The organism is Streptomyces sp. NPDC008001 (genome assembly GCF_042958085.1).
Taxonomy (GTDB): Bacteria; Actinomycetota; Actinomycetes; order Streptomycetales; family Streptomycetaceae; genus Streptomyces.
In genome coordinates this window covers 312,556-336,798 of sequence record NZ_JBIBIZ010000010.1, presented here as the reverse complement: position 1 = coordinate 336,798, position 24,243 = coordinate 312,556, and the positions used below count along the sequence as shown (strand labels likewise).

Sequence of the window (24,243 nt, the reverse complement as noted above, 5' to 3'; positions counted from 1 at the left end):
GTCGGATGGGTAAATGCACAGCACAGGGCCCCTGCGCAAGAGCATCTCTTCGGCCAACAGCCGGATCCGGTTCGTATCCGGAACATGCGTCCGGTTACGCTCGTGACATGCATGCCTGGCCCGCTTCTGAGGTTCCCGCCCTGCCCGGCAGTGGCCGCGACCTCCGGATCCACGACACCGCGACCGGCGGACGGGTGACCCTCGTCCCCGGCCCCGTCGCCCGTATCTACGTCTGCGGCATCACGCCGTACGACGCCACCCACATGGGACACGCGGCGACCTACAACGCGTTCGACCTCGTTCAGCGCGTGTGGCTCGACACCAAGCGGCAGGTTCACTACGTCCAGAACGTCACCGACATCGACGACCCGCTGCTGGAGCGGGCCGTGGCCAACGGCGACGACTGGACCGAGCTCGCCGAGCGGGAGACCGCCCTCTTCCGCGAGGACATGACCGCCCTGCGGATGCTCCCGCCCCGGCACTACGTCGGCGCCGTCGAGTCGATACCCAAGATCGTTCCCCTGGTGGAGCGGCTGCGCGACGCCGGCGCCGCCTACGAGCTCGACGGCGACGTCTACTTCTCCGTGGAGTCCGACGCCCGCTTCGGCGAGGTTTCCGGCCTCGACGCGGAGGCCATGCGCCTGCTCTCCGCGGAGCGCGGGGGCGACCCGGACCGCCCGGGCAAGAAGAACCCGCTCGACCCCATGCTGTGGATGGCCGCCCGCCCGGGCGAGCCCAGCTGGGACGGCGCCTCGCTCGGCCCCGGCCGCCCCGGCTGGCACATCGAGTGCGTCGCCATCGCCCTCGAGCACTTCGGCATGGGCTTCGACGTCCAGGGCGGCGGCTCCGACCTGGTCTTCCCGCACCACGAGATGGGCGCCTCGCACGCCCAGGCCCTCACCGGCGAGCACCCCTTCGCCAAGACCTACGTCCACGCCGGCATGGTCGCGCTCCACGGCGAGAAGATGTCCAAGTCCAAGGGCAACCTCGTCTTCGTCTCGGCCCTGCGCCGGGAGGGCGTCGACCCCGCCGCGATCCGGCTCGCGCTCCTCGCGCACCACTACCGCGCCGACTGGGAGTGGACCGACGCCGTCCTGGACGAGGCCGTGGAGCGCCTCGGCCGCTGGCGCGCGGCCGTCTCGCGCCCCGACGGCCCGTCCGCCGACGCGCTGGTGGAGGAGATCCGCGAGGCCCTCGCGGACGACCTCGACTCGCCTCGCGCCCTCGCGGCCGTCGACCGCTGGGCCGCCGCCCAGGCCGCCGACGGCGGCACGGACGAGGGCGCGCCCGGCCTCGTCTCCCGCGCCGCCGACGCCCTGCTCGGTGTGGCGCTGTGACGCGCTGAACCCCACGACAACAGGGGGCGCTCCCGGCCGGGAGCGCCCCCCTTTCATGTGCGGAGATCCTTCCGCGTACGGCGCGGCGGGTCCCCTGTCGTGCGCCAAGACGGACACCCCTGTGGTCCGTCGCCGCGCCCGGCGTCCGGTGTCAGGCCTTGAGGCCGTTCCGCGTGATGTACCGCTTGTGGAAGATCATCAGCCCCGCCAGGACCACCAGCCACTGCACCGTGTTCACGGTGGGGACCGTGTCGACGGGCAGCATGGCCGCGCAGGCCACGCGGACGCCCGCGTCCAAGGTGAACACCGTCCCCCACACGCCGGTCAGGAACCGGATCTTCCGGCGGAAGGCGGGGTCGGTCTCCCACCGGGAGTCCCACCCGGCCGCCGCCTCCTCCCCGCCCTTCGCCAGGAAGACGTTGCGCATCGCGGCGAGCATCAAGGGGCGGCGGGTCGGTACGGTGCCGAGCACCCACAGGCCGATCACGGCGGTGAGCCAGCTGTCCCTGACGAGCAGGGTCCGCGGGTCCCCGGTCACCAGGGACAGCAGGGTGGCGACGGCGATGATGCTCAGCGTGAACAGCCCCATGACATCGACCTTGCGGCGCTTGACGATGCCGTAAAGGATCCAGGGCAGGCTCAGCAGGGTGCCCAGCGTCAGGCACCACCACTGGCTCAGTCCCAGCGCGCGGAGGCCGTAGTAGCTGCCCAGGGGCAGGATCACGTCGAAGACGAGCTGCAGCACCAGGAACCTCCGCATGGAGGCCCCCTTCTGATGCTCCGTCCTGCCGGCCGTCCGCACCTGTACGGGGACGGTCACCGCTCCGTCCTCCGCGTCGCGCGGTCGAAGAGGTCGGCGAGTTCCCGGCCCGCGGCTGCCGCGTCGAAGTCCGGCTCCCGGCCGGCGCGCGTCACCGTCGCATCGATGGCCGCCCGGATCGCGGTGACCATCACCCGCGGGTCGAACTCCCGGAATTCTCCGCTCCGCTGGGCTTCGCGCATGCGCTCGACCTGAACGTCCATCGCGGACTCCAGCGTGCCGTGGAAGTCGCGCCGGGAGGGGTCGTCGTCCCGGAGGTGGGCCAGCACGTCGACCATGGCGGGCACGTGCTTGGGGTATGCGTCGGCAAGCTCGACGCTTGCCTCGATGAAGGCCCGCAGCCGGGCCCGGGCACCGCTCTGTCCCTCCATCCGGGGCCGCACGTACGCGTCGGCGATCCGGGAGACCTCGGCGACGACCTCCCGCATGAGGTCGTCCTTGCCGGCGAAGTGGTACGAGATCATCCCCGTGCTGCTCAGCCCGGCCTCGCGGGCGATCCTCGCGAACGAGGCCTTGGCGTAGCCGGCGTCGGCGATGACCTCGATCGCGGCGTTCACGATCTGCGTACGACGGGCGGCCTCGGTGAACGTCCTGCGGGACGGCTTCTCGACTTCTGCTTGCTTGGTCGAGTCAGATCTTGCTTCCATGAGCAAAACGTAGCGGAGTTTTGCTCACATAAGCAAGAGGTGGTCCGGGCAAGCAAAAAGGCCGGGCGCACACCGCTCTGCGGTGCGCACCCGGCCTCCGGGCGTTCTGCTCAGCGCGCGTTGAAGTACTTCGCCTCCGGGTGGTGGATGACGATCGCGTCGGTGGACTGCTCCGGGTGGAGCTGGAACTCCTCGGAGAGGTGGACACCGATCCGCTCCGGCTGCAGCAGGTCCGCGATCTTGGCGCGGTCCTCCAGGTCGGGGCAGGCGCCGTAGCCGAGGGAGAAGCGGGCGCCGCGGTACTTCAGCGCGAACATGTCCTCGACGTCCTCCGGGTCCTCGCCGCCGAAGCCGAGCTCGGCGCGGACCCGGGCGTGCCAGTACTCGGCCATGGCCTCGGCCAGCTGGACGGACAGACCGTGGAGCTCCAGGTAGTCGCGGTAGGAGTCGGAGGCGAACAGCTCGGCCGTGGCCTCCCCGATCCGGGAGCCCACCGTGACCACCTGCAGGCCCACCACGTCCGTCTCGCCGGACTCCTCCGGGCGGAAGAAGTCCGCGAGGCACAGCCGGCGCCCGCGCCGCTGCCGGGGGAAGGTGAAGCGGGTGCGCTCGGTGCCGTCCTCGCCCAGGAGGACGAGGTCGTCGCCCTTGGAGTAGCAGGGGAAGTAGCCGTAGACGACGGCCGCTTCGAGCAGGTTCTCGGTGTGGAGCTTCTCCAGCCAGCCGCGCAGCCGCGGCCGGCCCTCGGTCTCCACCAGCTCCTCGTACGTGGGGCCGCCGGCGCGCGCCTGCTTGAGGCCCCACTGGCCCTTGAACAGCGCGCCCTCGTCCAGCCAGGACGCGTAGTCCTTCAGCGGGATGCCCTTGACGACGCGCGTGCCCCAGAACGGCGGCTCCGGCACGCGGTTGTCGACGGCCACGTCCGAGCGGACCGAGCCCTCCGGCTCCTCCACCTCCGGCACGGCGGCAGCGGCCTTCTTCGGCACCCGCCGCTGCTTGAGCTCCGGCAGCGTCGCGCCCGGCACGCCGCGCTTGACGGCGATCAGCGCGTCCATGAGCCGCAGGCCCTCGAACGCGTCCCGGGCGTAGCGCACCTCGCCGTCGTAGATCTCGTGCAGGTCCTGCTCGACGTACGCCCGGGTGAGCGCCGCACCGCCGAGGATCACCGGGTAGGTGGCCGCCAGCTTGCGCTGGTTGAGCTCCTCCAGGTTCTCCTTCATGATCACGGTGGACTTCACCAGGAGCCCGGACATCCCGATGACGTCGGCCCGGTGCTCCTCGGCGGCCTCCAGGATCGCCGAGACCGGCTGCTTGATGCCCAGGTTGACGACGTTGTAGCCGTTGTTGGACAGGATGATGTCGACCAGGTTCTTGCCGATGTCGTGGACGTCGCCGCGGACCGTGGCCAGCACGATCGTGCCCTTGCCCTCCGCGTCCGACTTCTCCATGTGCGGCTCCAGGTAGGCCACCGCCGACTTCATCACCTCGGCCGACTGCAGCACGAACGGCAGCTGCATCTGCCCCGAGCCGAACAGCTCGCCGACGACCTTCATGCCCTCCAGCAGCGTCTCGTTGACGATGTCCAGCGCCGGGCGCTCGGTGAGGGCCTCGTCGAGGTCCGCCTCCAGGCCGTTCTTCTCGCCGTCGATGATCCGCCGCCGCAGCCGCTCCTCCAGCGGCAGCGCCGCCAGCTCCTCGGCCTTGCCCGCCTTCATGGACTTGGTGTCCACGCCCTCGAAGAGCTCCAGCAGGCGCTGCAGCGGGTCGTAGCCCTCGCTGCGCCGGTCGTGGATCAGGTCGGAGGCGACCTTGACCTGCTCCTCGTCCAGGCGCGCGATGGGCAGGATCTTCGAGGCGTGGACGATGGCCGAGTCCAGGCCCGCCTTGACGCACTCGTCCAGGAAGACGGAGTTGAGGACCATCCGGGCGGCCGGGTTGAGGCCGAACGAGATGTTCGACAGGCCCAGCGTCGTCTGTACGTCGGGGTGGCGGCGCTTGAGCTCGCGGATCGCCTCGATGGTGGCGATGCCGTCCTTGCGGGACTCCTCCTGCCCGGTGCAGATGGTGAAGGTGAGGCAGTCGATGAGGATGTCGGACTCCTGCACCCCCCAGTTGCCCGTGAGGTCGGCGATCAGCCGCTCGGCGATCTCCACCTTCTTCTCGACGGTGCGGGCCTGGCCCTCCTCGTCGATGGTGAGCGCGATGAGCGCGGCGCCGTGCTCGACCGCCAGCCGGGTGATCTTCGCGAACCGGGACTCGGGCCCGTCGCCGTCCTCGTAGTTGACGGAGTTGATGACGGCCCGGCCGCCGAGCTTCTCCAGGCCCGCCTGGATGACGGCCGGCTCGGTGGAGTCCAGCACGATGGGCAGCGTCGAGGCGGTGGCGAAGCGGCCGGCGATCTCGGCCATGTCCGCCACGCCGTCCCGGCCGACGTAGTCGACGCACAGGTCGAGCAGGTGGGCGCCCTCGCGGATCTGGTCGCGGGCCATCTCCACGCAGTCGTCCCAGCGGCCCTCCAGCATGGCCTCGCGGAACTTCTTCGAGCCGTTGGCGTTCGTCCGCTCGCCGATGGCCAGGTACGCGGTGTCCTGGCGGAAGGGGACCGTCTGGTAGAGGGAGGCGGCCCCCGGCTCGGGGCGCGGGTGCCGCTCGGTGGGCCGCATGTCGCGGACGCGCTCGACCACCTGGCGCAGGTGCTCCGGGGTCGTGCCGCAGCAGCCGCCGACCAGGGAGAGGCCGTACTCCCGCACGAAGGTCTCGTGGGCGTCCGCCAGCTCGGCCGGGGTGAGCGGGTAGTGCGCGCCGTCCTTGCCCAGGACCGGCAGGCCGGCGTTGGGCATCGCCGACACGCGCGTACGGGCGTGCCGCGAGAGGTAGCGCAGGTGTTCGCTCATCTCCGCCGGGCCGGTGGCGCAGTTGAGGCCGATCATGTCGATGCCCAGCGGCTCCAGGGCGGTCAGCGCCGCACCGATCTCGGAGCCCAGGAGCATCGTGCCGGTGGTCTCGACGGTCACCTGGACGAGCAGCGGGAGGTCGGTGCCCAGGGCCGTCAGGGCGCGGCGGGCACCGATGACCGAGGCCTTGGTCTGCAGCAGGTCCTGCGTGGTCTCCACCAGGACCGCGTCGACGCCGCCCGTCACCAGGCCCTCGACGTTCTGCTGGTAGGCGTCGCGCAGCCGGGTGTAGGGGGCGTGGCCGAGCGTCGGCAGCTTCGTGCCGGGGCCGACCGAGCCGAGGACCCAGCGGGTCCGGCCGTCGCGGGCGGTGAAGTCGTCGGCGGTCTCGCGGGCGACGCGCGCGCCCGCCTCGGAGAGCTCGAAGATCCGGTGCGCGACGTCGTACTCGCCGAGGGCGGCGAGGTTGGCGCCGAAGGTGTTGGTCTCCACGCAGTCCACGCCCACCGCGAAGTACGCCTCGTGGACGGAGCGGACGATGTCGGGCCGGGTGACGTTCAGGATCTCGTTGCAGCCCTCGAGCTGCTCGAAGTCCTCCATGCTGGGATCCTGCGCCTGGAGCATCGTGCCCATGGCCCCGTCGGCCACGACGACCCGGGAGGCGAGTGCCTCCCGCAGTTCGGAGGCTCGGGCGGTGCTTGCGGTCGATGGCGTGAACGAGGCCATGGAAGTGCTCCCGGGGTTGCGACGGCTGTCGGCTTTGCGCCTTCCGGAAGAAGGCGCACGCCGTCAGCGTAGCCGCCGTCGGCGGAATTCGTGCGGGTGTCCCACGTCTCGGATACGGGGCGGATACGGGCCGGCCGCGGCACGGATGCGTGGACGGGCGGAGAAGCGGAGACGCCTCCACGGGGCCGGGCGCGGGGCCCCGGGCGTCTCGGCGATCATGGTCCAGCCGCCGGTCAGCTATCTCCTGGTCGGCATCGGCCGATAGTGTTCAGCAATGCCGAACGGGCATTTCGGAGGAGGTTGAGCGATGGCACGGACCATCCAGTCGCTCGAACGAGCGGCAGCGATGCTGCGGCTGCTCGCGGGGGGCGAACGACGGCTGGGACTGTCCGATGTGGCCTCCGCACTCGGGCTGGCCAAGGGAACCGCACACGGCATCCTGCGCACCCTGCAGCAGGAGGGCTTCGTCGAACAGGACCCCGCCTCGGGGCGCTACCAGCTCGGTGCCGAGCTGCTGCGCCTGGGCAACAGCTATCTGGACGTACACGAACTGCGCGCCCGCGCCCTGCTGTGGGCGGACGACCTGGCCCGCTCCAGCGGGGAGAGCGTCTACCTGGGCGTGCTGCACCAGCAGGGGGTGCTCATCGTCCACCACGTCTTCCGGCCGGACGACAGCCGCCAGGTGCTGGAGGTCGGCGCCATGCAGCCGCTGCACAGCACGGCCCTCGGCAAGGTGCTGTGCGCCTACGACCCGGTGGCCCACAGCCAGCTGCTGGAGGCCGAGCGCGAGGCGTTCACCGCGCAGACCGTCACCGCCCTGCCCGAGCTGGAGGGCGTGCTGGACCTGACCCGCGCGCGGGGCTGGGCCGCGGACGTCGAGGAGACCTGGGAGGGCGTGGCCTCCGTGGCCGCCCCCATCCACGACCGGCACCGGATGCCCGTGGGCGCCGTCGGCATCACGGGAGCGGTCGAGCGGGTCTACGAGGCGGGCGAGCTGCGCGCGCAACTGGTCGCCGCCGTCCGGGACTGCGCCCGCGCCGTCTCCCGCGACCTGGGAGCGGGCCGCTTCTGATGCCCGCGGAATCGTTGTGTCCGGTGGTGACTACCGGGTACTACTGATCGGTAACCAAGGGTGGCCGCGCGGCGGCCGCAAGGGTGATTTTCAGCCACTCCGGCGGAGAGTTTTCGGTCACAGGGCTCTTGACGGGCCCTTAACCGTGCAGAAAACTGCCGTTCATCGGTCGGCATTGTCGAACACCTAACGACAATATTCGCTATGGTGGACACTGCCGCGGGCCGATCGAAGCTCTCCATCGGAGAGCTGCGGACCACCGGAGGAACCCGGGGTTCGCCTTCCCCTGGACGAAGGACAAAGGAGTCGCGGGTGTCCAGCTCCGACATCTTCACCGGTGAGCTCATCGGTACCGCAGTGTTGATCCTGCTCGGCGGCGGCGTGTGCGCCGCCGTCACCCTGAAGCGTTCGAAGGCGCAGAACGCGGGCTGGCTCGCCATCACGTTCGGCTGGGGCTTCGCCGTACTGACCGGCGCTTACATCGGCGCCAAGTCCGGCGCCCACCTCAACCCCGCCGTCACCCTCGGCCTCGCCCTCGACGGCGCGGTCAAGTGGAGCGACGTCCCCCTGTACATCGGCTCCCAGCTGCTGGGCGCGATGATCGGTGCGGCGCTGGTGTGGCTCGCCTACTACGGCCAGTTCAAGGCCCACCTGACGGACCCGGAGCTCGTCTCGACCCTCAACCCCGCCGAGGGCATGGTCGACCAGACCGCGACCCCGCAGGCCGGCCCGGTGCTGGGCATCTTCTCCACCGGCCCCGAGATCCGCCACGTGGTCCAGAACCTCGTCACCGAGATCATCGGCACCGCCGCACTGGTGCTGTTCATCCTGACCATGGGCCTGACCAAGGGCCTGGCCACCAGCGGCACGGGCACCCTCATGGTCGCCTTCGTCGTGGTGGGCATCGGCCTCTCGCTCGGCGGTCCGACCGGTTACGCCATCAACCCCGCCCGCGACCTCGGCCCGCGCATCGTGCACGCGCTGCTGCCGCTGCCGAACAAGGGTGGTTCCGACTGGGGATACGCCTGGGTCCCCGTGGTGGGCCCGCTCGTCGGCGCCGCCCTGGCCGCAGGCATCCACAAGATCGCGTTCTGATCACCCGCCGAGACCCCACGACTTCAGGAGCAGACACACCATGACCGACGCGCACAGCCAGGGCCCGTTCATCGCGGCGATCGACCAGGGCACCACCTCCTCCCGCTGCATCGTCTTCGACCGCGACGGACGCATCGTCTCCGTCGACCAGAAGGAGCACGAGCAGATCTTCCCGAAGCCGGGCTGGGTCGAGCACGACGCCAAGGAGATCTGGACCAACGTCCAGGAGGTCGTCGCCGGCGCCGTCGAGAAGGCGGGCATCACCGCCGCCGACGTCAAGGCCATCGGCATCACCAACCAGCGCGAGACCACGCTGCTGTGGGACAAGAACACGGGCGAGCCGGTCCACAACGCCATCGTCTGGCAGGACACCCGCACCGACGCGCTCTGCAAGGAGCTCGGCCGCAACGTCGGCCAGGACCGCTTCCGCCGTGAGACCGGCCTGCCCCTGGCCTCCTACTTCTCCGGCCCGAAGGTCCGCTGGCTGCTGGACAACGTCGAGGGCCTGCGCGAGCGCGCCGAGGCCGGCGACATCCTCTTCGGCACCATGGACTCCTGGGTCATCTGGAACCTCACCGGTGGCACCGACGGCGGCGTGCACGTCACGGACGTCACCAACGCCTCCCGCACGATGCTGATGAACCTCCGCAGCCTCGACTGGGACGACCGCATCCTGGAGTCGATGGAGGTCCCGGCCGCCGTGCTGCCGGAGATCCGCTCCTCCGCCGAGGTCTACGGCACGGCCAAGGGCGGCGCCCTCGCCGGCGTGCCCGTCGCCTCCGCGCTCGGCGACCAGCAGGCGGCCCTCTTCGGCCAGACCTGCTTCTCCGAGGGCGAGGCCAAGTCGACCTACGGCACCGGCACGTTCATGCTGATGAACACCGGCGGCGAGCCCGTCAACTCGTACAACGGCCTGCTGACCACCGTCGGCTACCGCATCGGCGACCAGAAGCCCGTCTACGCGCTTGAGGGCTCCATCGCCGTCACCGGCTCCCTCGTGCAGTGGATGCGCGACCAGATGGGCCTGATCAAGAGCGCCGCCGAGATCGAGACGCTCGCCAGCTCCGTCGAGGACAACGGCGGCGCCTACTTCGTGCCGGCCTTCTCCGGCCTGTTCGCCCCCTACTGGCGCTCCGACGCGCGCGGTGTCATCGCGGGCCTGACCCGCTACGTCACCAAGGCGCACATCGCCCGCGCCGTGCTCGAGGCCACCGCCTGGCAGACCCGCGAGATCACCGACGCCATGACCAAGGACTCCGGCGTCGAGCTGACCGCACTCAAGGTCGACGGCGGCATGACCTCCAACAACTTGCTGATGCAGACCCTCTCGGACTTCCTGGACGCGCCCGTCGTGCGCCCGATGGTCGCCGAGACGACCTGCCTCGGCGCTGCCTACGCCGCCGGCCTCGCCGTCGGCTTCTGGCCGGACACCGACGCACTGCGCGCCAACTGGCGCCGGGCCGCCGAGTGGACCCCCCGCATGGACGCGGACACGCGTGACCGCGAGTACAAGAACTGGCTCAAGGCCGTCGAGCGGACCATGGGCTGGATCGAGGACGAGGAGTAATCATGACAACCCCGCAGAGCGTTCCGACCCTGGGAACGCACCCGGCTGCCGGCGCCAACCCGGGCCGCGCCGAGACCCGGGAACGGCTGTCCAAGGCGACGTACGACCTCCTGGTGATCGGTGGCGGAATCCTGGGCACCTCGGTGGCCTGGCACGCCGCGCAGTCCGGTCTGCGGGTCGCGATGGTGGACGCCGGCGACTTCGCCGGCGCCACCTCCTCCGCCTCCTCCAAGCTCGTCCACGGCGGTCTGCGCTACCTGCAGACCGGCGCGGTCAAGCTGGTCGCGGAGAACCACCACGAGCGTCGGGTGCTGGCCAAGGACGTGGCCCCGCACCTGGTCAACCCGCTCACCTTCTACCTGCCCGTGTACAAGGGCGGCCCGGTCGGCGCGGCCAAGCTCGGCGCCGGTGTCTTCGCCTACTCGGCGCTGTCCGCCTTCGGCGACGGCGTCGGCAAGGTGATCTCCCCGGCCCGCGCCAAGGCCGACAACCCCGGCCTGCGCACGGACAACCTGAAGGCCGTCGCGGTCTACTACGACCACCAGATGAACGACTCCCGCGTGGCCGTCATGACGGTCCGCGCGGCCGTCGAGTCCGGTGCCGTGGTGCTCAACCACGCCGAGGTGACCGGCCTGCGCTTCACGCATGGCAAGGTCACCGGCGCGGAGCTCAAGGACCGTACGGACGGTACGGAGTTCGGCATCGACGCGCGCGTCGTCCTCAACGCCACCGGCCCGTGGGTGGACCACCTGCGGAAGCTGGAAGACAAGGGCGCCGCGCCGTCGATCCGCCTCTCCAAGGGCGCGCACATCGTGATGAAGCGCAAGTCGCCCTGGAAGGCCGCCATGGCCACCCCGATCGACAAGTACCGCATCACCTTCGCCCTGCCGTGGGAGGACCAGCTGCTGCTGGGCACCACGGACACCCAGTACGAGGGCGACCCGGCGGACGTGCGCGCCACCGAGGAGGACATCCAGCAGATCCTCGACGAGGCGGCGTTCTCCATCCAGGACGCGGACCTCGACCGCGACCTCATGACGTACGCCTTCGCCGGCCTGCGCGTGCTGCCCGGCGGCCCCGGCGACGTGGCCCAGGCCAAGCGCGAGACGGTCGTCTCCGAGGGCAAGGGCGGCATGCTGTCCGTCGCCGGCGGCAAGTGGACCACCTACCGGCACATCGGCCGCACGGTCATGAAGAAGCTCGCCCAGGTGCCCGGCAGCCCGCTGACCGAGGACATGGAGCCCGTCTCCAGCCTCGTCCGCCGGACCCCGCTGCCCGGTGTCGCCAACCCCAACGCGGTCGCCCACCGCCTGCTCGTCGACCGCGAGCCGGGCACCCGCATGGACCCGCTGACCGCCCGTCACCTCGCCTCGCACTACGGCTCGCTGTCCTTCGACATCGCGCGCCTGGTCAACGAGAACCCCGAGCTCGGCGAGCGCATCCACCCCGACGGCCCGGAGATCTGGGCCCAGGTCGTCTACGCCCGCGACCACGAGTGGGCCGAGACCGTCGACGACGTCCTGCGCCGCCGCACGACCCTGACCATCCGCGGCCTGGACGACGAGAACGTCCGCGCCCGCGTCAAGGACATGCTGGCCGACAAGCGCTGACGCGCCGCCTCGGGCAACAGAAAGGGGAGGGATGCCCCGTGCGTCCCTCCCCTTCCCGTGTGCGCACCGCAGTCCCGCCTGTGCACCGGATTCCGTTCTGCGCATCGAACGCAACCATCGTGGGCTCGAACACGTCCCTCGGAAGAAAGAGGGGGACGTGGAATGGACCGGCCGAAGACCCGCCGCGGAGGAGTGCGCAGGCGTGTGCTGACGCGCCTCGCCCTGGCATTGGTCCTGCTCGTGGCCCTGCCCCTGGTGACGGCGGGCAGCGTCCTGCGGGCGTCGTACGCCGGGTCGCCCGCCGCCGACGCCGTCACCCGCGGCCGGGACGCCGTCTGGCTCGGCCACGCGTGGCTCGACGGGCGGCGCGGCCCCGCCGACCTCGCCGAGCTCAAGGGCCGCATCCGCGGCACGGGCATGCGCGACCTCTACGTCCACGCCGGCCCGCTGGAGCACGACGGCACCCTGCCCCCCACGGCGTACGCGAACGCCCGCGCGTTCATCGACTCCGTCCACCGCGAGCTGCCCGGCCTCCGCGTCCAGGCGTGGCTCGGCGACAAGCTCGTCCGCCCCGGGGAGGGCTCCGGCGGCCTGCGGCTGGACTCGGCGCCCGCACGGGCCGCCGTCGTGGAGAGCGCCCGGCAGGTCATGCGGGCCGGCTTCGAGGGCGTCCACCTCGACGTCGAGCCCGTCCGCACCGGCGACCGCGACTTCCTCGCCCTGCTGGACGCCCTGCACCCGGCCGTGCGGTCCGCCGGGGGAGTGCTCTCGGTCGCGGCCCAGCAGATCGACCCCGTGCCCGCGCTGCACGCGGCGGCCCGGCTGGTGGGCAGCCCCAAGTGGTGGACCCAGCGCTACTTCGGCCAGGTCGCCCGCCGCACCGACCAGATCGCGGTCATGTCCTACGACACCGCACTGCCGGTCGAGAGCCTCTACGGCGGCTACGTCGCGCAGCAGACGGAACTCGCCCTGCAGGCCACGCCCGCCCGCACCGACCTGCTGATGGGCCTGCCCTTCTACCACACCGACGACTGGGGCCACCAAGGTCACGCCGAGACGGCCGCGGCGGCCGTGCGCGGCGCACGGCTCGGCCTGACCCGCGAGGACCGGGGCCGCGAGCGCTTCGGGGTGGCGCTCTACGTGGACTTCGCCGCCACCGAGGACGACTGGCGTGCATACCGCAAGGGATGGGGCACAAGAGGCTGAGGAAGAGCCCGTACAGGGGCTGCGACCGGGCAGCGGGGAGGTCGTAGTCTTGGGGTCGCACAACAGAGCAGTAAAGCAGTGAAGACCGCACGGAACAGCAACCGGAGCCACGTCGTGGACCCCGGTCGGAAGGAGGCGCTGGGTGATCGAGCTTGAGGGGGTTCCCGAGCTGATCGACCCGGTCATGATCTGTGCCTTCGAGGGCTGGAACGACGCGGGGGACGCCGCCTCCAGCGCGGTCGCGCACCTGGACCGGGAGTGGAAGGGCGAGGTCTTCGGCGCGCTCGACGCCGAGGACTACTACGACTTCCAGGTCAACCGCCCCACGGTCTGGCTCGACGGCGGGGTCCGCAAGGTCACGTGGCCGACGACCAGGCTGTCCGTCGTGCGCACCGGCGGCGACGGCAAGGGTGCGTCGCGCGACCTCGTGCTGGTGCGCGGCATCGAGCCCAGCATGCGCTGGCGCTCGTTCTGCAACGAGATCCTGGGCTTCGCCCACGAGCTCGGCGTGGAGCTGGTGGTGGTCCTGGGCTCGCTGCTCGGGGACACCCCGCACACCCGCCCCGTTCCGGTCAGCGGCGTCACCTCCGACCCGGACCTGGCGCGGACCATGGACCTGGAGGAGTCCCGCTACGAGGGCCCGACCGGGATCGTCGGCATCCTCCAGGAGGCCTGCACCCACGCCGGCGTCCCGGCGGTGAGCCTGTGGGCCGCCGTCCCGCACTACGTCTCGCAGCCGCCGAACCCGAAGGCCACCCTGGCGCTCCTGAACCGCCTGGAGGACCTGATCGACCTGCGCATCCCGCTCGGCGAGCTGCCGGAGGACGCGCGGGCCTGGCAGCTGGGCGTCGACCAGCTGGCGGCCGAGGACAGCGAGGTCGCCGAGTACGTGCAGTCCCTGGAGGAGGCGCGCGACACGGCCGACCTGCCGGAGGCCTCCGGCGAGGCCATCGCACGCGAGTTCGAGCGCTATCTGCGCCGCCGCGACCCGCAGCCGGGCCCCGGCCAGCCGGGCGGTCACGCCGCGGAACCGGGGCTCACGGACGGCCGCGACGGCTCGTACCTGCGGGACACCGCCAGCGGCCGCACGCGCCCGCAGCGGTCGCCCAAGGAGGAGGGCGCGGCGCCCGAGGAGGAGACCGAGGGCCCCGAGGACGAGGGCTGACGCGGCCCGGCGGGCCCCGGGGCGGGTGCCCCGGTGTGACGAACCTCCGACTATTGGAGAGACGTCCGTAGCCGTCCGCCGTACACTTGTCGGTCCGGTGAAGGCCGGTTCGTACGGCCCCGTGAGGGGCTGCGCGAACCGGCCTTCTCGTCCCCCAGGAGGTGTGCCCCGGATGACCAGCAGCATCCCCGTCGCTCCGCCCCGCACGGGCGCGGACTCCGCCCTGCAGGCGGTCCTGCTCGACATGGACGGCACCCTCGTCGACACGGAGGGCTTCTGGTGGGAGGTGGAGGTCGCCGTCTTCGCCGAGCTGGGCCACCAGCTGCTGGAGGAGTACCGCGAGGTCGTCGTCGGCGGCCCGATGGCGCGCAGCGCCTCCTTCCTGATCCGGGCCACGGGCGCGAAGATCGCCCTGACGGAGCTGTCCGTCCTGCTCAACCGGCGCTTCTCGGAGATGATCGGGTACGGGGTGCCGCTGATGCCGGGCGCCCGCCGGCTGCTCACCGAGCTCGCCGCCCACAAGATCCCGACCGCCCTGGTCTCGGCCTCGCACCGCGAGATCATCGACCGGGTGCTGCCGTCGCTGGGCCCGCAGCACTTCTCGCTGACCGTCGCGGGTGACGAGATCGAGCGCACCAAGCCGCACCCCGACCCGTATCTGCTGGCCGCCGCCCGGCTCGGGGCGGACCCGGCCCGGTGCGCGGTCGTGGAGGACACCCTGACCGGTGTGACGGCCGCGGAGGCGGCCGGGTGCCGGGTGGTGGCGGTGCCCTCGGTGGCGGCCATCCCGCCCGCCGCCGGACGGACCGTCGTCGGCTCCCTGGAGGAAGTGGATCTCGGTTTTCTCCGGGGCCTGATCACGGGAATGCACCGGCCCGTTCACTGAGCGTGCCGCGAAGAATCTTCAAAGGAACTCTGGGCGCCGGAACGAGTGTTTTCCGTGACGAATGCGGTGACCTAATTCCTCTCGCCGCGATGAAGTCGCCCGAGTGACCTTCGTCACCGCTTACGGCGTCCCTGGGTGCGGAAATGATCACTGGGCGGCACTCTCCGCCGGGCTGAAGCGCACCCTTGTGTCCCGATTGATGATCGAGTGCGTGGATCGTTCCCGCGTCCGGATATCGAAGAGCGCTGCCCTTGTTATCGCCGCGTGATATCGCGTCAACTTCTTCGTGTTCCGGCGGCACCGGCCCCCGGCACTAATCTTTTCGCGAGAACTTCACGGCTTGCCCGTGGGCCCGCGCACCGGCCGCCGGTAGGGTCCCCGGGAACCGAACGCAACACAGGGAGAACCCCGCACAATGAACCGCAAGACGTTGGTGCTGCCGACCGTGGCAGCCCTGCTGGCCCCCGTGCTCGTCGCCTGCGGCGGGAGCGACGGAGCCGGTAAGGGCGGCGGCGCCATCGTCGTCGGCACCACCGACCGGTTCGAGGAGACCACGGACGCTCCCGCGCCGTTCGACCCGGCCGCCGCGTACGACATCGGCGCCTGGAACATCCTCCACAGCACTTTCCAGACACTGCTGCGGCTGCCCCGCTCCGGCACCAGCCCCGTCGCCGACGCCGCCTCCAAGTGCTCCTGGGCCGACCGCAAGAACGAGCAGTTCCGCTGCACCCTGCGCAGCGGTCTGAAGTTCTCCAACGGGCACGCGCTCACCGCCGAGGACGTCAAGTTCTCCATCGAGCGCTCCCGCGCCATCAACTTCGAGAACGGCCCGGTCTCGCTCCTCAGCAACATCGACCGGGTGGAGACGCCGGGCGAGCTCGAGATCGTCTTCCAGCTGAAGTCCCCCGACGCGACCTTCCCGCAGAAGATCTCCACCCCCGCCGCCGCCATCGTCGACGCCGAGTCCTACGACAAGGGCAAGCTCGACAACGGCTTCAAGGTCGTCGGCTCCGGCCCGTACACGCTGCAGACCGAGGAGAAGGACGGCCGCGTCGTCAAGGCCGTCCTCAACCGCAACAAGAACTACCAGGGCGCCGTCGAGCTGCGGAACGACAAGGTCGAGATGCGCTTCTACGACGACTCCCGGGCGATGGAGAAGGCGCTCAAGTCGGGCGACATCGACATCACCAACCGCACGCTGGCCCCGGAGCAGGTCAGCCGCCTGCGCGGGGAGAACAGCAAGGACGTCCGCCTCCTGGAGGCGCCCGGCCAGGAGATCAGCTACCTCGCCTTCAACACCGACGACCCGGCGGTGAAGAACAAGGCGGTCCGCCAGGCCATGGCCCAGGTCGTCGACCGCCCGGCGCTGGCCCGCGACTCCTACGAGCGCACCAACGACCCGCTGTACTCGCTGGTGCCCATGGGCATCACCGGCCACCAGAACTCCTTCTCCAACAAGTACGGCGACCCCAGCGCCGAGAAGGCCCGCGGCATCCTGCGCGCCGGCAACGTCAGCACCCCGGTACCGCTCACCCTCACCTACACCACCGACCACTACGGTGAGGCCACCGAGAAGTCCTTCAAGACCCTCCAGAAGCAGCTGAACGGCAGCGGGCTGTTCAACGTCAAGCTCCAGGGCGTGAAGTGGTCCGACTTCCGGCCCGAGGCCGCGCAGGGCAAGTACGCCGTCTACGGCATGGGCTGGTTCCCCGACTTCCCGGACCCCGACAACTTCGTCGCCCCGTTCGTCGGCAAGGACAACTTCCTCCGTTCGCCGTACCGCAACAGCAAGATCAGCAACGAGCTGATCCCGGACTCCCGCGAGGCGGCGCAGCGCGAGCTGGCGGCCAAGTACTTCCAGCAGGCTCAGGACATCGTCGCCGACGAGGTGCCGGTGCTGCCGCTGTGGCAGGGCAAGCAGTACGTCGCGGCCCGGGAGAACATCACCGGGGCCGAGTGGGCGCTCAACTCCGCCTCCGAGATGCAGCCGTGGGAACTCTCCCGCGGCGTGTGAGGCACACCAGCCCGTCAGACCGGTTCTGCCGGCGTTGTGTTCGCGATTTGTTCAGAGACGAACAAGGAAACTGTGAGGAACGTGCACGTGAGGAAACGTGACCAGTGGCTTGCCGCCCCGCTCGGTGCGGGGCTCGCCGCCGCCCTGCTCACCGGGTGCGGTTCGGAAGACGGCAACGCGGGCGGCACCGGTGAGTCCGTGGTCATGGGGATGTCCGACGAGGTCGTCGCCACCGACCCGGCATCCGGTTACGACCCGGGCTCGTGGGTGGTGTTCAACAACGTCTTCCAGTCGCTGATGAGCTTCCCCAAGGGGAGCACCATCCCGCAGCCCGACGCCGCCGACAAGTGCAGCTTCAAGGACGAGAACAGCACCGTCTACCAGTGCACCCTGAAGGACGGGCTGAAGTTCAGCAACGGCCACGACCTCACCTCCGAGGACGTCGCCTACTCCTTCAACCGCACCCTGAAGATCAACGACAAGAAGGGCCCCGCCTCGGCCCTGCTGTCCTCGATCAAGGACATCAGGACGCCGGACAAGCAGAACGTCGTCTTCGAGCTCAAGCGCTCCGACGCCACCTTCCCGCAGAAGATCGCCTCCGGCGCCGGCTCGATCGTGGACCACCAGGAGTACCCGGCGGACAAGCTCCGCACCGACGGCAAGGCCGTCGGCTCCGGTGTCTACAAGCTGGACTCGTACGACGAGAAGCAGGCCAAGTTCTCGGTCAACAAGAACTACAAGGGCGGTGCGGTCGTCCAGAACCGCGGCCTGACGATGAAGTTCTTCCACGGCGAGCAGGCCGCGCTGAAGGACGCCGTCCAGAAGGGCGACATCGACCTCGCCTACCGTGGTCTCGCCATGAAGGACATCGCCGACCTCGAAGCGGCCGCCGGCAAGCACGACCTCAAGGTCGTCGAGGGCACCAGCGCCGAGGTCCAGCACCTGGTGTTCAACACCAAGGACCCGGTGGTCGGCAAGGTCGGCGTCCGCAAGGCCATCGCCTACCTGATCGACCGCAGCGCCCTCGTCCGCGACGTCTACAAGCGCACCGCCGAGCCGCTGTACTCGATCGTTCCCAGCGGCATCACCGGTCACAAGACGCCGTTCTACGACGCCTACGGCGACCGGCCGCAGCCCGACAAGGCCGCCGCCGCCCTGAACTCCGCGGGCATCAAGGACAAGGTCAAGCTCACCCTGTGGGCCACCCCGGTCCGCTACGGCCCCGGCACCGTCCCGGAGTTCCAGGAGATCGCCAAGCAGCTCAACAAGAGCGGCCTCTTCGAGGCGGACGTGAAGTCCGTCCCGCTCGCCGAGTACGAGCAGGGCATCGCCGCCGGCAAGTACGGCGTCTACGTGAAGGGCTGGGTCCCCGACTACCCGGACCCGGACAACTTCACCGCGCCGTTCTTCGGCGACGACAACGTGCTCTCCAACAACTACGATTCCAAGGAGATCACCAGCCGCCTCCTGGCGACCGCCGCCACCGGCAGCCGGCCCTCCACCATCAACGACTACGCCAAGGTGCAGAGCACCGTGGCGCAGGACGTGCCGCTGCTCCCGCTCTGGCAGGGCAAGCAGTACGCCGTCGCCAACGAGCGCATCTCCGGTCTCCAGTGGACCCTCGACGCCTCGACCGTCTTCCGTTTCTGGGAGATCAGCAAGGCCCCGAAGGGCTGACCGCCCCACGACGCGGCCGTGCCCTCCTCCGGATCCCCGGGGGAGGGCACAGTGCTTTGCCGGGAGGCTTCAGGGAGCCTTACGCGCTACTGGGCGCCGGGCCGCACCAGCCCGCTCTCGTACGCGTAGACCGCCGCCTGGACGCGGTCCCGCAGGCCGAGCTTCGTCAGGACGTGCCCCACGTGCGTCTTCACCGTCGTCTCGCTGACGAACAGGTCCGCCGCGATCTCCGCGTTCGACAGGCCGCGCGCCACCAGCTTCAGCACCTCGACCTCGCGGTCGGTCAGCGTGTGCAGGGTGTCCGGCAGCGGCTCCTCGCCCGACGGCAGATGGCCCGCGTACTTGTCCAGCAGACGCCGCGTGATGCTCGGCGCGAGCATCGCCTCGCCGCCCGCGACCACCCGGATCGCCTGCACCAGCTCATGGGCCGGCGCGTCCTTCAGCAGGAAGCCGCTGGCACCCGCGCGCAGCGCCTCCACCACGTACTCGTCGAGATCGAAGGTGGTCAGCACCAGCACCTTCGCCGGGCCGTTCCGGTCCGGTCCGGTGATCTGGCGCGTCGCCTCCACGCCGTCCATCCGGGGCATCCGGATGTCCATCAGGACCACATCCGGCTGCAGGGCCCGCACCTGGTCCAGCGCCTGCAGGCCGTCCCCCGCCTCGCCCACCACCGCGAGGTCCTGTTCCGCTTCGAGAATCATCCGGAAGCCGGTGCGCAGCAGCGGCTGGTCGTCGACCAGTAGGACGCGGATCGCCACAGGAACTCCTTCGTTAGACCGGGTCCATTCTGCCCTGCGCCGTCCCCTGCGGGGGCACCCGCCCGTCGCGCTGAGCCACGACCGGCAGCGGATACGGCGGGGGAGTGCCGCCGAACTCGGGGCACACCGCCTGGTGGTCGCACCAGCCGCACAGCTTCGTCGGCCGAGGCCGCCACTCGCCGGTGTCCGTGGCCAGCACGATCGCGTCCCACAGCGCCCGCAGCTTGCGCTCGACCGCGCGCAGCTCCTCCTCCACCGGGTCGTACGTCAGGACGTCCCCGCTGCCCAGGTAGACCAGCTGGAGCCGGCGCGGCACCCTGCCCTGCAGCTTCCACAGCACCAGGGCGTAGAACGTCATCTGGAACAGTGCCTCGGAGCGGAACTGCGGGGCCGGGGCCTTGCCCGTCTTGTAGTCCACGATGCGGACGTCGCCCGTGGGGGCCACGTCCACGCGGTCGATGAAGCCGCGCAGCAGCGGGCCCGACTCCAGCGCCGTCTCCACGTACAGCTCGCGCTCGGCGGGCTCCAGGCGCGTGGGGTCCTCCAGCGTGAACCAGCGCTCGACCAGCCGCTCCGCCTCGCCCAGCCACTTCGCCAGCCGCTGCGGGTCGTGCGCCCCGTCCTCGTCGTGGAACAGCCCGGCCAGCTCCGGGCGCGAGACCAGCAGCCGCTCCCACTCGCCCGGCACCAGCCCCTTGGCCCGCTCCGTCGTGCGCTCCGCCGCTGGAGCGTCGAAGAGCCGCTCCAGCACCGCGTGCACCACCGTGCCACGGGTGGCCGCGGCGCTCGGCTTCTCCGGCAGCCGGTCGATCACCCGGAACCGGTACAGCAGGGGGCACTGCATGAAATCGCCCGCCCGCGACGGCGACAGCGCCTTCGGCCGCACCGCCCCCGTGCCCGTCTCCGCAGGCCCGCGCCCCGCGCCGGCCCCGGCCTGCCCCGCCGGGGCCCCACTGTCCATACCCATGACAGAAAACCCTAAGGCCCGCCACCGACAGCCGGCGTCATACCATCGAGCACAGACCCCTTCGCACGACGACCGGGACAGCACCCGGCCACCGGCGAGGGCCGCATCCGACGAGGGGAAACCGTGGACGACAGCGGGCAGAGCAGGTCCGGCGGCGGGGGCGGCGCCGGTGACCGGCACGGGCCCGGGAAGCGCACCCCCGGACGCCCCCGCGAGGGCGGCGGCGGAATCCTCATGGGCCGCCCCTTCGGCGTGCCTGTCTACGTGGCCCCCAGCTGGTTCCTCGTCGCCGCGCTCATCACCTGGGTCTTCGGCGGCCAGCTCGACCGCGTGCTCCCGGAGCTCGGCCGCGCCCGCTACCTCGTCTCGCTCTTCTTCGCCGTGGCCTTCTACGCCTCGGTCCTCATCCACGAGCTCGCGCACACCGTCGCCGCGCTCCGCTTCAAGCTGCCCGTGCGCCGCATCCAGCTCCAGTTCTTCGGCGGCGTCTCCGAGATCGAGAAGGAGACCGAGACCCCCGGCCGCGAATTCGTCCTCGCCTTCGTCGGCCCCCTGCTCTCCCTCGTCCTCGCCGGCGTCTTCTACCTCGGCGTCCTCGCCGTCGAGCCCGGCACCGTCCCAGGCGTCCTGCTCGCCGGCCTGATGGTCTCCAACCTGCTCGTCGCGGCCTTCAACCTGCTGCCCGGCCTCCCGCTCGACGGCGGCCGCATGCTCCGCGCCGTCGTGTGGAAGATCAGCGGCAAGCCCATGACCGGCACCGTCGCCGCAGCCTGGATCGGCCGCGCCCTCGCCGTCGCCGTCCTCGTCGGCCTGCCGCTGCTCACCCGCGCGGGCGGCGGCCTCGGCACGTCCGGCGCCGACCTCGGCGGGCTCGACTCCCTCACCGACGCCCTCCTCGCGGCGATCCTCGCCGCCATCATCTGGACCGGCGCCGGCAACAGCCTCCGCATGGCCCGCCTGCGCGAGCGCCTGCCCGGCCTCAGCGCCCGCGTCCTCACCCGCCGCGCCGTCCCCGTCGAGGCCGTCACCCCCCTGTCCGAGGCCCTGCGCCGCGCCGGGGAGGCCGGAGCCCGCGCCCTCGTCGTGGTCGACGGCCGGGGCGCCCCCACCGCCCTCGTCCGCGAGACCGCCATCGCCGGCGTCCCCGAGCACCGCCGCCCCTGGGTCGCGGTCGGCGGCCTCGCCCAGGACCTCAAGGACGGCATGCGCGTCTCCGCCGACCTCGCCGGGGAGGAGCTCCTGGACATGCTCCGCGCCACCCCCGCCACGGAATACCTCGTCGTCGAGGAGACCGGGGAGGTCTACGGCGTCCTCGCCACCACCGACGTCGAGCGCGCCTTCGTCGCCGCCATGGCCCGCACGCCCTCCTGACCACGGCGCCAGGCCGCGCGGGCGGGCCCCCGCCGGCCGCCCCGCACGCGCTGCTGGTCAGCAAGCCGCAGGCCACCCGGTAGGCTGGTCACATGTCCGAACCGACCGGTGCCGCCCGCCGTCGCGGGCCCTTCCAGGTCGGGGACCAGGTCCAGCTCACCGACCCCAAGGGACGCCACTACACGTTCACGCTCGAAGCCGGGAAGCAGTTCCACACCCACAAGGGTGCCTTCCCCCACGACGAGCTGATCGGCGCCCCCGAAGGCAGTGTTGTCCGTACCACGGGAAACGTCGCCTACCTCGCGCTGCGCCCCCTGCTCCCCGACTACGTCCTGTCCATGCCCCGCGGCGCCGCCGTGGTCTACCCCAAGGACGCGGGGCAGATCCTGGCCTTCGCCGACATCTTCGCCGGCGCCCGCGTCGTCGAGGCGGGAGTGGGCTCCGGCTCGCTCAGCGCCTTCCTGCTGCGCGCCATCGGTGACCAGGGCATGCTGCACTCCTACGAGCGCCGCGCGGACTTCGCCGAGATCGCCCAGGCGAACGTGGAGCGCTACTTCGGCGGCCCGCACCCCGCCTGGCAGCTCACGGTCGGCGACCTGCAGGACAACCTCTCCGACACCGACGTCGACCGCGTCATCCTCGACATGCTCGCCCCCTGGGAGTGCCTGGAGGCCGTCTCCAAGGCGCTCGTCCCCGGCGGCATCCTCTGCTGCTACGTGGCGACGACCACCCAGCTCGCGCGGACCGTCGAGTCCATCCGCGAGATCGGCTGCTTCGCCGAGCCGCAGCCGTGGGAGTCGATGATCCGCAACTGGCACGTCGAGGGCCTGGCCGTCCGGCCGGACCACCGCATGATCGGCCACACCGGCTTCCTGGTCACCGCCCGCCGCCTCGCGGACGGCGTCGAGCCGCCCATGCGGCGCCGCCGCCCCGCCAAGGGCGCCTACGGCGAGGACTACGAGGGCCCCAACAAGGGCTGACCCCCGTCATCGCGTGCCCGGCACGCACGGCGCCGCCTCCGGACCCCGCACCGCGGGGAACTCGGGGGCGGCGCCTCTTCGTTCGGCCCGCCCGCCCGGCCTCGTTCGGCCCGCCCGCCCGGCCTCGTGCGGCCCGACCGCCCGGCGCATTTCCCCGCTCCTCCACCGGCGTGCCCGCTGTTCACCGGTACGCGGTGATGTGGCACGATGCTGATCACTTCCGCATCCCGCCATCCCCCGCAGCCACCGCCACAGGAGTCAGCGCGCGTGCAGCCACCGGCCGGCAGTGTTCGCCCAGACCGTGCTCATCCCGCCCCCGGGCCCGAGGCCGCCGAGCCCCCTCCGCACACCCGGCCGGGCCCAGTGCACTGGCTCGTCACCGTGGTGGCCCTGGCCGCCGTGATCGCCGCCGCCTGCCTCCTCGGCCCCGGCGGGGAATCCGCACCCGCCTCGGCCGCCGCCCCCGCCGGCGCGGCCACGCAGGCCCCCGACGCGCTCGCGGCCCGCTACCCCCTGCGGTGCGGCCCCGGCGGCGGTCCGGACGTGGTCCGGCAGGCCACGTCGGACCTCGATCGCGACGGCAGACCGGAGACCGTGGCCGTCGTGCGCTGCCGCGCCGGCGGCGGCACCCCGCCCAGCGGCGTCTATCTCCTCGCCGGGCCCCGGGAGTACGGCGAGCCGCCGCGCGTCCTGGCGACGCTCGTCGATCCCGGGGAGAGGATGACGGTCACCGCGCTCGCCGTCACGGAGGGCACCGTTTCGGCCACTCTCGTCGGCTACTCCGCCCCGAGCGTGCCGCGTTGCTGCCCGGACCGGCAGCGGACCGTCGAATGGCACTGGAAGGACGGGAAGTTCGTCCTCCACCCGCGGGCCGTCGCGGGGAGTGTCTGAGGCCTCACTCGGCGTCGGGGCCGTAGATCTCCACCTTGTCCGAAATGCGCCGCACATGAATGCAGTCGCCCGGGCACTCCTTGGCGGAGTCCCGGACATCGGTGAGCAGGGTCAGCGGCACCGGCGTCGTGGCGCCCGGGTCCTGCAGCAGCTCGTCGTCGGCGCTCTTCACGTAGGCCAGGCCGTCGATGTCCAGCTCGAAGACCTCGGGCGCGTACTGGGCGCAGATCCCGTCCCCCGTGCACAGGTCCTGGTCGATCCAGACCTCCAGGGCCTCGCCGTCCGCCCCCGCCGCCGCGCCCGGGCCGTCCGGGCCGGCCTCCGTGGCGTCCGGGGCCGCCGGAGCCCCGGCCGTGCCTGCGCGGTCGTCGTTCTGCACGGTCATCTCGCCCTGCCGTTCCCTACGTATGTGAATCAATTGGAGCCAGCCCTGACGGGTGTTGACCGACTCGACGATACAACCGCCCGCTTTCCGATGTTGATGGGTGGGTATTCCCCTGCTGTGGGGACGTGCGCAAGGGTGAAGATCGGACACACTCCTACCGGGTTTGTGATCTAGG

The 24,243-nt window shown here is 71.2% G+C and carries 19 protein-coding genes; 13 read left to right on the top strand and 6 right to left on the bottom strand.

The annotated features are described in order from the left end of the window. Positions 1 to 107: 107 nt before the first annotated feature. Entirely contained in the window at positions 108 to 1,337 is a 1,230-nt protein-coding gene (gene mshC / locus ACFZCD_RS27560; RefSeq protein ID WP_391835390.1) for a cysteine--1-D-myo-inosityl 2-amino-2-deoxy-alpha-D-glucopyranoside ligase, read from the top strand. Positions 1,338 to 1,488: 151 nt separating this feature from the next. Here the strand turns inward: mshC and ACFZCD_RS27555 are convergent, their stop codons facing one another. The 3 genes from ACFZCD_RS27555 to metH all read right to left on the bottom strand — a co-directional run bounded on the left by ACFZCD_RS27555 (position 1,489) and on the right by metH (position 6,424). After that, positions 1,489 to 2,097, bottom strand: coding sequence for a VC0807 family protein (locus ACFZCD_RS27555; RefSeq protein WP_391835388.1), 609 nt, complete (start codon positions 2,095 to 2,097; stop codon positions 1,489 to 1,491). Between the two features lie 56 nt (positions 2,098 to 2,153). Then, positions 2,154 to 2,804: a TetR family transcriptional regulator gene (locus ACFZCD_RS27550; protein WP_391835386.1), complete on the bottom strand. Its 651-nt coding sequence runs from the start codon at positions 2,802 to 2,804 to the stop codon at positions 2,154 to 2,156. Positions 2,805 to 2,914: 110 nt separating this feature from the next. After that, the gene (gene metH, locus ACFZCD_RS27545) at positions 2,915 to 6,424 is read right to left on the bottom strand and encodes a methionine synthase (protein WP_391835384.1); all 3,510 of its coding nucleotides are present in this window, start codon (positions 6,422 to 6,424) and stop codon (positions 2,915 to 2,917) included. A 307-nt stretch (positions 6,425 to 6,731) separates the two neighbouring features. Here metH and ACFZCD_RS27540 point away from each other — a divergent pair, with 307 nt between their 5' ends. From ACFZCD_RS27540 to ACFZCD_RS27500, 9 genes are all read left to right on the top strand, one after another. Further along, positions 6,732 to 7,496 carry an IclR family transcriptional regulator gene (locus tag ACFZCD_RS27540; protein ID WP_391835382.1) on the top strand — a complete coding sequence of 255 codons (765 nt, stop codon included), beginning with the start codon at positions 6,732 to 6,734 and terminating at the stop codon, positions 7,494 to 7,496. Positions 7,497 to 7,808: 312 nt separating this feature from the next. Then, positions 7,809 to 8,591: an MIP/aquaporin family protein gene (locus ACFZCD_RS27535; RefSeq protein WP_391835380.1), complete on the top strand. Its 783-nt coding sequence runs from the start codon at positions 7,809 to 7,811 to the stop codon at positions 8,589 to 8,591. Positions 8,592 to 8,631: 40 nt separating this feature from the next. Next, positions 8,632 to 10,158: a glycerol kinase GlpK gene (gene glpK, locus ACFZCD_RS27530; RefSeq protein WP_391835378.1), complete on the top strand. Its 1,527-nt coding sequence runs from the start codon at positions 8,632 to 8,634 to the stop codon at positions 10,156 to 10,158. A 2-nt stretch (positions 10,159 to 10,160) separates the two neighbouring features. Then, a complete protein-coding gene (locus ACFZCD_RS27525; RefSeq protein ID WP_391835376.1) occupies positions 10,161 to 11,768 on the top strand; it encodes an FAD-dependent oxidoreductase in 1,608 nt (535 codons plus the stop codon). A 162-nt stretch (positions 11,769 to 11,930) separates the two neighbouring features. Next, positions 11,931 to 12,974, top strand: coding sequence for a hypothetical protein (locus ACFZCD_RS27520; RefSeq protein ID WP_391835374.1), 1,044 nt, complete (start codon positions 11,931 to 11,933; stop codon positions 12,972 to 12,974). A gap of 142 nt (positions 12,975 to 13,116) precedes the next feature. Then, a complete protein-coding gene (locus tag ACFZCD_RS27515; protein WP_391835372.1) occupies positions 13,117 to 14,139 on the top strand; it encodes a PAC2 family protein in 1,023 nt (340 codons plus the stop codon). Positions 14,140 to 14,311: 172 nt separating this feature from the next. After that, positions 14,312 to 15,025 (top strand): HAD family hydrolase, encoded by a 714-nt coding sequence (locus tag ACFZCD_RS27510; RefSeq protein ID WP_391835370.1) that lies wholly within the window; start codon positions 14,312 to 14,314, stop codon positions 15,023 to 15,025. A 415-nt stretch (positions 15,026 to 15,440) separates the two neighbouring features. After that, complete coding sequence (locus ACFZCD_RS27505) at positions 15,441 to 17,039, top strand: ABC transporter substrate-binding protein (protein ID WP_391835368.1); 1,599 nt, start codon at positions 15,441 to 15,443, stop codon at positions 17,037 to 17,039. Positions 17,040 to 17,126: 87 nt separating this feature from the next. After that, positions 17,127 to 18,716, top strand: coding sequence for an ABC transporter substrate-binding protein (locus ACFZCD_RS27500; RefSeq protein WP_391835366.1), 1,590 nt, complete (start codon positions 17,127 to 17,129; stop codon positions 18,714 to 18,716). Between the two features lie 86 nt (positions 18,717 to 18,802). Here the strand turns inward: ACFZCD_RS27500 and ACFZCD_RS27495 are convergent, their stop codons facing one another. Further along, the gene (locus ACFZCD_RS27495) at positions 18,803 to 19,474 is read right to left on the bottom strand and encodes a response regulator (protein ID WP_391835365.1); all 672 of its coding nucleotides are present in this window, start codon (positions 19,472 to 19,474) and stop codon (positions 18,803 to 18,805) included. Positions 19,475 to 19,487: 13 nt separating this feature from the next. Beyond that, positions 19,488 to 20,441 (bottom strand): RecB family exonuclease, encoded by a 954-nt coding sequence (locus tag ACFZCD_RS27490; protein WP_391835363.1) that lies wholly within the window; start codon positions 20,439 to 20,441, stop codon positions 19,488 to 19,490. A 123-nt stretch (positions 20,442 to 20,564) separates the two neighbouring features. Between ACFZCD_RS27490 and ACFZCD_RS27485 the strand changes: the two genes are divergently transcribed. The 3 genes from ACFZCD_RS27485 to ACFZCD_RS27475 all read left to right on the top strand — a co-directional run bounded on the left by ACFZCD_RS27485 (position 20,565) and on the right by ACFZCD_RS27475 (position 23,683). After that, positions 20,565 to 21,812 (top strand): site-2 protease family protein, encoded by a 1,248-nt coding sequence (locus ACFZCD_RS27485; protein WP_391835361.1) that lies wholly within the window; start codon positions 20,565 to 20,567, stop codon positions 21,810 to 21,812. Positions 21,813 to 21,904: 92 nt separating this feature from the next. Beyond that, positions 21,905 to 22,792, top strand: coding sequence for a tRNA (adenine-N1)-methyltransferase (locus tag ACFZCD_RS27480; protein ID WP_179080201.1), 888 nt, complete (start codon positions 21,905 to 21,907; stop codon positions 22,790 to 22,792). 363 nt (positions 22,793 to 23,155) lie between these two features. Continuing rightward, positions 23,156 to 23,683 carry a hypothetical protein gene (locus ACFZCD_RS27475; RefSeq protein WP_391835358.1) on the top strand — a complete coding sequence of 176 codons (528 nt, stop codon included), beginning with the start codon at positions 23,156 to 23,158 and terminating at the stop codon, positions 23,681 to 23,683. A 4-nt stretch (positions 23,684 to 23,687) separates the two neighbouring features. Here ACFZCD_RS27475 and ACFZCD_RS27470 read toward each other — a convergent pair whose 3' ends face one another. After that, positions 23,688 to 23,954, bottom strand: a complete 267-nt coding sequence (locus ACFZCD_RS27470; protein WP_391835653.1) for a ferredoxin — start codon at positions 23,952 to 23,954, stop codon at positions 23,688 to 23,690. Between the last annotated feature and the right edge of the window lie 289 nt (positions 23,955 to 24,243).